General features: G+C 48.2%; 5 protein-coding genes. 1 reads left to right on the top strand and 4 read right to left on the bottom strand.

From position 1 onward, the window contains the following. Nucleotides 1-102: 102 nt before the first annotated feature. Together QUA16_RS34080 and QUA16_RS34075 are read right to left on the bottom strand one after the other, a co-directional pair. Nucleotides 103-1,167, bottom strand: a complete 1,065-nt coding sequence (locus QUA16_RS34080) for an anthranilate phosphoribosyltransferase family protein (RefSeq protein ID WP_333108951.1) — start codon at nt 1,165-1,167, stop codon at nt 103-105. A gap of 294 nt (nt 1,168-1,461) precedes the next feature. After that, nucleotides 1,462-2,436, bottom strand: coding sequence for a LysR family transcriptional regulator (locus QUA16_RS34075; RefSeq protein WP_333108949.1), 975 nt, complete (start codon nt 2,434-2,436; stop codon nt 1,462-1,464). Nucleotides 2,437-3,027: 591 nt separating this feature from the next. Here QUA16_RS34075 and QUA16_RS34070 point away from each other — a divergent pair. Beyond that, a complete protein-coding gene (locus tag QUA16_RS34070; RefSeq protein ID WP_333108948.1) occupies nt 3,028-6,456 on the top strand; it encodes a PAS domain S-box protein in 3,429 nt (1,142 codons plus the stop codon). Nucleotides 6,457-6,476: 20 nt separating this feature from the next. Here QUA16_RS34070 and QUA16_RS34065 read toward each other — a convergent pair whose 3' ends face one another. Together QUA16_RS34065 and QUA16_RS37085 are read right to left on the bottom strand one after the other, a co-directional pair. Further along, on the bottom strand, nt 6,477-8,693 hold the full coding sequence (locus QUA16_RS34065) for a polysaccharide biosynthesis tyrosine autokinase (RefSeq protein WP_333108946.1): 2,217 nt from the start codon (nt 8,691-8,693) through the stop codon (nt 6,477-6,479). Further along, nucleotides 8,680-8,976, bottom strand: coding sequence for a transposase (locus QUA16_RS37085; RefSeq protein WP_445299839.1), 297 nt, complete (start codon nt 8,974-8,976; stop codon nt 8,680-8,682). The genes QUA16_RS34065 and QUA16_RS37085 overlap by 14 nt, the downstream gene beginning before the upstream one ends. Between the last annotated feature and the right edge of the window lie 317 nt (nt 8,977-9,293).

Genomic DNA, 9,293 nt, shown 5'->3' with positions numbered 1-9,293 from the left:
ACTGTCAACTGTCAACTGTCAACTGTCAACTGTCAACTGTCAACTGTCAACTGTCAACTGTCAACTGTCAACTGTCAGTAGTCAACTGTCAACTGTCAACTGTCAACTCAAAACACTAACGGCTTGGCTAACTTCCTCAAGTTTTTGCACGACTTGACCGCTGCTCAATAAAGTTTCTGCCTCAATTAAACCCGATCTCATATCCAAACAAACTCCGCTGCGCCACAGATAAAAGCCGCCGTTCCAGATAGCGGACTGCATCAATTCCGAGGGTTTTCCCAGCAACACTTCCTGCATTTGTTTTAATAACTCAGAGGTTGATTCCAAGGCCGGATTTGTACTGCTAAAACCGTAATCTCCGTGGGCTAAAAGCACTCGTTCAAACTCAGCGTCCGGCTTAGCAATGCCGATAATCGCAGTACGATCGCGCGGCAAATCGCAGCTTCCCTCCAATCCTTTGACTGTGGTATAATTTTTGATTCCGCGCAACTCCAAGGCTTTTTGAAACATACCTTCTGTCGGCGGGTGGACGTAGCCCGATATGACGTTAACGTCGCCGGCACAGGGACACCACATCAACTCCATTGTCGAAAAAGGTGGTCGTTTACCAATTTCGCGGCGGTAGGGAACTAAAGCAGCGGCTTGAGGAAAATGCTTGGGAAGGTAAACAAAACCCAAACCCGTCTTGTCAAAAACTTGCTGGACTTTTTCTAAACTCAGTTTTCCCCAATTCACTCCCAAACCGCGCCAAATTTCCATCAGGGGGATGCCTTCCTTCGTTGGCATGGTATCGCCCCCGTGCATGAGGGTTGGGACGCCAGATGCGGCTAAAATTAGGGCGGTTATTGGGCTAATTGGAGCCGTGCGCGATCGCCCGTCGTAAGCAACGCCAAACACGGCGACGGTAGAGACGGAAAACCCCTTTTCTCGGTTTGGGGGGGCAAGAAGGGGCCCCAATTGTTCATAAGCATCGAGCATTCCGGCTAATTCTTCCCCAGTGGGCCGTTTAATGCGGTGGGAAATCATAAAAGCTCCGATTTGAGCCGGTGTTGCTTCCCCCAGCAGCATCATCCGCGTGGCTGCTGCTGCTTCGGAGCGAGTTAAGTTTTCTCCTGTGTGTACTCCGCTGCCAATTTTTCGCAGCAATTCTCTAAATGCGTCACTCATAACATTTGAAGTTGGTAATTGGTAAGGGTAATTGGTAGTATTTGAACCGTTTTAAATTTAAATTTCAGAACTATAGCGGTTCTCAAAAAAGTGAGGTATGCCCTATGCCCTATGCCCACGGAGGCCTATGCCCTATGCCCATGAGTACCTCATCTTTCTGAGAAAGGCTATATCTATTCAAAATTATCGAATTATACCAGTTCCCAAAAAGAAGGCAATTGTTGGAAATATCCAAACCCTTATTTCATCCGTCATTCCCAATCTAAAATCTAAAATCTAAAATCTAAAATGGTATTAACTCCCTGATTTTTCTAGTTTGATTACATCACATGGCGGCACAAATTCGCGTACCAGATTCCAGAAATGGGCGATCGGCGGAATTTGCATTCGATCGTGAGTTGTCACCAATACCACTTCGCGAGTCCAAGTGGGATCTGCTGCCAATTGACCGATCGTCGAAACCTTGGAATTTGACCGATCTGGGGCGATCGACCGAATTGCTAAAGTGCGATCGCCCTTGGCGTCCACCAAAGCTGAATGCGGCAGTAAAGCAATCAATTCTCCCTGTCGCACCACACCCCGAAAAGCATCAAGAGTGTTGAGTTCCAAAACAGCATGAAGTTTAGCACCGATGCGTCCAAATTGTTCTTGCACCATCCGCTGCATTCCGTACCCGTCCTTAAACACCACTTGCGGGTAACAAATCAATTCCGGCCAAGGTACTCGATCGTACTGGGCCAGGGGATGACCCGCCGCCATCAACACCTCGATCGGCTCATTGTAGAGCACCTCAACCAACATTTCCGGGGCTTGAGTAAAATGGCGGTTGTTCATCACCACCGCTATGTCCACCAAACCATCTTTGAGGACTTTCAGAGCTCGATCGCTACCGAGGGCAGTCACCCGCAATTGCACGTCTGGATAGTCGCGACAAAACTTTTGCAGCACAGGCGGCAAATAAGCAGCGCAAACCGAGTGAATCGCAGCCACGCAAAGTTCCGGCTGCTTTCCCGCCCGTAAGTCTCCCAATTCTTCAGCAGCATTTTGCCAAGTCTGACAGATTTTGCGAGCGTGAGGCAGTAGGCATTCCCCTCCCACAGTCAGTTTCGCGTGGGCCGTGCGGTGAAACAGCGACAAACCCACTTCCGCTTCTAATCCCTGCACTTGGCGGCTAATAGTCGATTGGGTAACGCCACACTTCCGGGCCGCTTGCTGAAAGCTACCAGTTTCAGCAACTGAAAGAAATGCTTGAAGCTGCTCTAAGCGCATGGATGTTTAATTCGAGATGGTTTCAGAAATTTTACTGGAAGATAATCTGTGACATTAACCGATTTAGTAGCAGAATTTAGTAGACTTTGATACAGGTACAGATTAGTTTTGATTCCGGGGCGAGAGGCGGGCATGCTACGCTCCAAGCATCAATCTGCTCCCGCAGGATTTCTGAGCCTCCAAGTAGAGGTCGATTCTCCTATGTTGAAGGGATTTCTGAATCGGCAAACTTCTCAAAAAATAGATTCAATAAAGATGAATTTATCGAATATTGCAAGCTTGTAGCTAAACCGTTTCCATGAATGGCACTCTAGTAATCCCTTCCTCAAGTGCGATCAATTCCTCGGTTTTTCAGGAAGTTGTGCATTCAAAAGATAGCATGGAATTTCGTACCTCCTTGGGAATTCTAGTACCTGACTCTCCCTAAACCTCTCAATAAATGTACGAATATTTCAGCCAGGTTAAAACCTACTGTGAACTTTCCTCCCCGGACTAAAGTCACTCTTGTTTTATGTTTTTTTGTGTATAAACTAGAAATTAGCGGGTCAGCAACACAAGTGCAACTAAGATCGATCGCACAGGAAAGCCGAAATGCTGCCATTTATTAAGATTATGTCATTTAACCACAATTTTATTCCGCAAGATGGCTGTTGCCAGTGGCAACCCCAGTTGATGGGACTGCACGCGGTCAGCGATGTGTTAATTGCCTTGGCTTATTACTCAATTCCGGCAATTCTGACATACTTTGCCCGGAAGCAGCGAGACGTGCCTTTGAGCAAGGGGTTTCTCCTATTGGGAGCCTGGTTTTTCTGCGGCGGGACAACTCACTTGATGCAAGTTTGGATGCTGGTGCATCCCAGCTACTGGCTGTCAAGTTCGATCGCCGCCGTTACCGCTATCATCTCTTTGTGGGCTGTAGCATCCCTGATACCCTGGGTTTCTCAAGTGTTGGCTTTGGCTGGGGCGGCCTCTTTTCCAGGCAATACGGCGCTGGGAACCCAAAAGGTCGATCGACCACAAGCCGACTCTGCTATTACAAATTCCGGATCATTCCCCACAACCGAACTCCAGCAAATTAACCAGCAATTGCTTGCAGAAATAACGCAGCGCGAGCGAGTCGAGGATCTCCTGCTTGACACTGTAGACAAGTTGCAAGAAAGCGAAGAACGCTTCCGCGTTTTTCAGGAATTATCTCTAGACGGATTTAACGTATTCCGCAGCATTCGCGACGAATCCAAAATTGTGGATTTTGAATGGGAATACGTCAATCCCGCAGCGGCCAAAATGCAACACCGTACTCCTGAAGAATTAACCGGCAAGCGATTGCTGCAAGTGCTGCCGGGCCATAAAGATAACAATTTGTTCGACAGTTACGTGCAAGTTGTAGAAACAGGAATTCCCCTCGATACCGAGATTTATTATAACAACGAAGGCATTGTCGCCTGGTTTCGGATTATGACCGTTAAATTGGGCGACGGCATTGCTATTTCTTTTAGCGATATTACTGGGCGCAAGCAAGTAGAAGCATCCCTGCGCGAGGCGCTGCAAAAACTCACTTCTCATTTTGAAAATACGCCCCTAGCGGTGATTGAGTGGGATGAAAACTTTCGTATCAGCGGGTGGTCGCCGGCGGCCGAGAAGATTTTTGGCTGGAAAAAAAGAGAAGTTTTAGGCAAGCATTTTAGCGAATGGAACTTTATTTCTAAGGGGGATTTGGAAGAGGTTGAATCGGCAATTTATAGTTTAAAAAAACCAGAATATCGCTGCAATGTAGTTCGCAACAGCAATTATAATAAGTACGGTTCGTTGGTGCACTGCGAGTGGTACAATTCGGCTTTTTACAGCGATTCGGGACAGTTGATATCGGTGCTGTCTCTGGTTTTGGACGTGACGGAACGCTTTAAATTTCTGGAAGTGCTGCGACAGTCGGAAGAGCGGTTTCGGATTGCTGCAGAAAGTGCCAGTGATTTAATTTACGAATGGGATATCGAAACCGGGATCGTGCTGTGGTTCGGTCACGTTGACGAACATTTGGAGTACGAAAAAGGCGGATTTCCGAGGACAAGAGCAGCTTGGAACAGTATCTTGCACCCGATCGACCGCGATCGAGTTTTAGCCGCAGTCGATCGGTATTTGAGTGCGCCAGACAGTTCTGCCGCCCCATTTTTTCAGGAATACCGCGTTCAGTGCCAAGGGGGTCGCTTGCTCCATTGGATCGATCGGGGCAAAGCAGTGCTTGACAAACAAGGTAATCCCTGCAAGTGGATCGGCGTGATTAGCGACATCACCGCTCGCAAAGAGGCCGAAGAACAGCGGAATTCAGCATTGGTGCGGGAACAGGCCGCCCGTCGCCAAGCCGAAGCCAGCGAACTGCTTTACCGCGTCCTGGCTGAAGCCATCCCGCAAATAGTTTGGACTGCCAGACCCGACGGCTGGCTCGACTACTACAACCAGCGCTGGTTTGAATATACCGGCTTGACGCTGGAGGAAACTCAAGGCTGGGGGTGGCAGCCAGTTTTGCATCCAGATGACGTGGAAAACTGCCTAGAACGCTGGAATACCTCCGTGCAGACGGGGAGGACTTACGAGGTGGAATACCGCTTTAAACGGGCATCTGACGGGGCTTACCGCTGGCATCTGGGCAGGGCATTGCCCGTGCGGGATGCTGAGGGGAAAATCATCAAATGGTTCGGGACTTGTACGGATATTGACGATCGCCAGCGAGCGGCCCAAACAGCCTATTTTAGCGCTCAAGCTTTGGCTTTGCTGTCGTCGGCTTCCCTGGATTACGAGGAGGCGCTGCAAGGTTTGGCAGATTTAACAGTACCGGCGCTGGGGGATTGGTGCTGTGTGCATTTGCTTGAGGCAGACGGCTCGATCCGCTTGCAAGCAGTTGCTCACTCCGATCCGAGCAAAGTCGCTCTGCTGTGGCAAATCGATCGGCGTATGCCCCTAGACCCCCAGGGACGGCACGGAGTAGCAAAGGTGTTGCGGACTGGGGAGTCGAAGCTGTACGCAGAAATACCGGAATGGGTGATCGAGGCGGTTGTGCCGGACAGGGAACTGCAGTTGGTGCTGCGAGCCCAATCTCAGGTGCTGTCGGCAATCTGCGTGCCGCTGATCGCTCGCGGGCGGACGCTGGGAGCGATTTCGTTGCTGTGCGGGGAGTCCGGCCGCCGCTGCGGGGAGGAGGATTTGGTTTTGCTGGAGGATTTGGCGCGGGATGCGGCGGTGGCGATTGACAATGCGCGGCTTTACCGGGAAGCAGCGGAAGCCAACCGGATTAAAGACCAGTTTTTGGGAACGCTTTCTCACGAGTTGCGGACGCCTCTGAACGCCATTTTGGGCTGGGCCCAGATGCTGCGGCAGCGCCAGTTGAGTGCTGAAAAAACGGCTGTCGGTTTGGAGACTATTGAGCGAAACGCGCGGTTGCAGACTCAGATGATTGAGGATTTGCTGGACGTTTCCCGGATTGTGAGCGGCAAAGTGTGTTTGAAGCTGTTCCCGGTGGATTTGGTGCGGATTGTAGAAACGGCGGTGAAGGCACTGAGCCCTGATGCTGAAGCTAGGGGAATTGAATTGGTGAGTTTTTGTGGCGAAGGGGTGAGCTTGGTGAGGGGCGATGCAACTCGTTTGCAGCAGGTGGTGTGGAATTTGCTCTCGAATGCTATTAAGTTTACGCCGCCGTCGGGTCGCGTGGAAATCACGCTCTCGGAGGAGGGGAAACCGGGAGCAGCGGGTGGCGCGATCTTGTCTGGGCCGTCTCCGGTTCACTCTGTTTCGATCGTTGTCAGAGATACGGGAATTGGCATCAGCAAGGAGTTTTTGCCCTTTGTGTTCGATCGCTTCCGCCAAGCTGACAGCACTTCTACGCGCAATTACGGCGGGCTGGGACTGGGATTGGCGATCGTCCGCCATCTCGTGGAACTCCACGGTGGCAGTGTCTGGGCCGAAAGTTCAGGGGAAGGACTCGGCTCGACTTTCGGAGTGCGGCTGCCAATAATCAATAACAACAGTTAACTGTTAACTGTTGTTATTGGTTACTGGTTATTCGTTATTTTATTGATACCAGGACTCTGCTCTTGAGCGTAAGATTCATTGGTAAAATAGTAATGGCTGTGCGGTTCGTTTTTAGGACTTACTCCATTCACCACTAAGCCCAGAACGTGCTGACTTGATTTCTTCAATAGCTCCTTGGCATAAGCTACAGTACCAGAATTAAGAACTCCAGGTCGCACAACCAATAAAATCCCATCTGCTTTATTCCCCAGAATCAGAGCATCAGCAGCAACATTCAGAGAAGGAGCATCAACGATCACGGCATCATAACTAGCCGAAAATTGCTTAATCAATAAAGTTATCCGCTGTGAATCCAAGAGAGCCATTGGATTAGGCGGAATCACCCCGCAAGTCAGCACATCTAAATTATCCATGACTTGGGCGATCGCATCCCCAAACCCAGCTTGTCCGACTATCACATTGCTCAAACCTACTTGATTGGGAAGCTCCCAAATCCGATGTTGAACAGGACAGTGCATATCCGCATCTACCAGCAAAACCTTTCGTCCTAATTGAGCTATAGCTACAGCCAAATTAGCGGATACAGTAGACTTGCCTTCTTGCGGTAGCGAACTACTGACAACAATCACTTTCAGCTCTTTATCCGAACTCAGGAACCTCAGATTTGCCTGAAGCATTCGGTAAGCAGCACTGCTCGAAGTATGAGGAGTATCCCTAACAACAATCTGTCGGGGAGATGCCTCTAAATCCAGGGAAGTAGATTTAAGCCGCCAGGCATTGCGCCGAGGATTTTTTTCAGACTTTCTATGGAAAGGAATCACCCCCAACAAAGTAAACCCAAACAATTCCCTCGCCTCTTCAATAGTTTTGACCGACTTATCTTGAGATTCTAAAAGCATCGCCACAGCTATAGCCAGCAGAGTTCCCAACAAGCTGCCAGCTACCAGGAATAAAGACTTGCGAGAACGCACTGGTTCTTCAGGAACACTCGGCTTTTGGATAATCCGAGCATTCCCGACTTGCTGATTTTCTGTAATCCGAATTTCCTGGAGTTTTTTTTGCAATTCCTGATAATCAGCTTCGGCTTCTTGGAGTTTTCTTTCCAGTTCCCGCTTTTCCTTCTCTAGCTTAGGCAAAACTTTTACCCGCTGCTTGTAGCCAGCTAGAGCATTTGATAGAATAGTAACTCGCTCAGCCAACCCCTGGCGTTCTACATCTACCTTGATAAATTCTTCGATCAGTTTTGGTTTCACATCTCCTATCTGTAAACTTTGATTGTGCAACGGCTGATCCCCGCCTAAAACTTGTTGTATTTGTTTGTCTAGTAAAGCTTTCATAGTAGCTTTCTTATTTTCTAACCTAGTGATTATAGGCGAATTATCCACGTAGATATTTTGCTCAATTGCTAACTGACGCTCTATTTGTTTGTACTCTCTCAGAGCTTCCTGCACAGTGCTAGATTGGCTGAGAGTGCTGGCAGCCAATGCTTGCTGGGGATTCATTTGTAACTCGTCTTCAAATGCTTTGGACTTAGCACTGGCATTGAGCAAATCCGACTTAGCTTGGTCGATTTTACTTTCTAGTTCCGCCCTAACTGCCACTGCTGATTTAGCTTCTTCTTCAAGATTTACAACTTTATTTTCTTCTTTAAATTTGCTCAATTCTGCCGCTGCTTTCCGCATAGCTTGGTCGGAATTAGGCAGTTTTTTTTCAATAAACTGTCGAACAGACACAGCTTCTAGGCGATTCACTTTTTGATTGTTATCTATATAAAAACTCATCAAAGTTTTTACGACATCGGCTGCTACTTTTGGATTTTTGTCTTTGTATGAAACCGTTAGGATATCAGCGCCCTTAAGAGTAGCTACTGTCAGTTTCTTTAAAACCTCTTTTGTTTTCACCGGATTATTTGTTTCGTCTTTTAACTGAAGCCTATTTATAGTTTTTTCAACATTTTCGAGAGAACGAATGAGTTCGATCTCGGTAGTCAGAGGGTTACTTTGCTCCGCCGCCGGAGTCAACTGTCCGATTTCTTTTCCCAATTCTGTTAAAGCAGAGCCTGGAGTTGTTTTCTTAAATAACAGCTTTCCTTCTGCTTCATAAACTGCTTTTTCCTTCAGCGTGCCGTAGGTGGTGAGTGCAACAACCGAGGCAAATACAGCTAAGGCTGGCAGCCACCGGCGCTTGAGAATCTGCCAGTATTCCTGAAATCCGATACCACTTTCAGTTGATTCCATCTGTTACTCCAGAAAAATGATTTTTTGTAAACTCTAACACCCTAGGGCGTGTTTTTAAACTATAACCACAACAGACAAAGGCGAGCGTAATCATGGCTGTATAATTTCCAGCCAATTTCTCATATCGGGTAGCAATACGTCTCCATTGCTTGAGTCGGTTGATAGCAGATTCAACTATATTGCGTTGACGGTAGATTTCACGGATAAAAGGATCGCGACGCAGTTCCTTTGAAAGTCGTGGGATGGTAAAACGGATACCTCGCCCACGTAGATCGCGAAGGATGCGACGACGTGCGATCGCCTTTGTCTCCTACGACTCTTTCAGGGGGTTGACCCGGAGAACCTGCACCAGAATGCGCTTACTGCTCCTTGTTCCATCAATGGTTCTAAAAAAAATTGACTTGTTACGTTGACAAGCGACTCAGAATAAAAGTTATAGGTTTACCTTTACCCTCACTTTAACGGATGTGTATTTTGGTACTAAAACCACCACGAGAACGGCCTAGTTTTTCCTGTGATTCGCCTGCTACACAAATACTAGACAAGTCTAGACATTTGCTTCTTACTTCATCGGGAGCATGGGAGCGGTTATCCCTCAGT

Origin of the sequence: Microcoleus sp. S13_C3, from assembly GCF_036700905.1 — a bacterium.
GTDB lineage: Bacteria > Cyanobacteriota > Cyanobacteriia > Cyanobacteriales > Microcoleaceae > Microcoleus.
The sequence above is the reverse complement of the archived record's forward strand: the minus strand, read 5'-3'. Positions and strand labels throughout refer to the sequence as shown.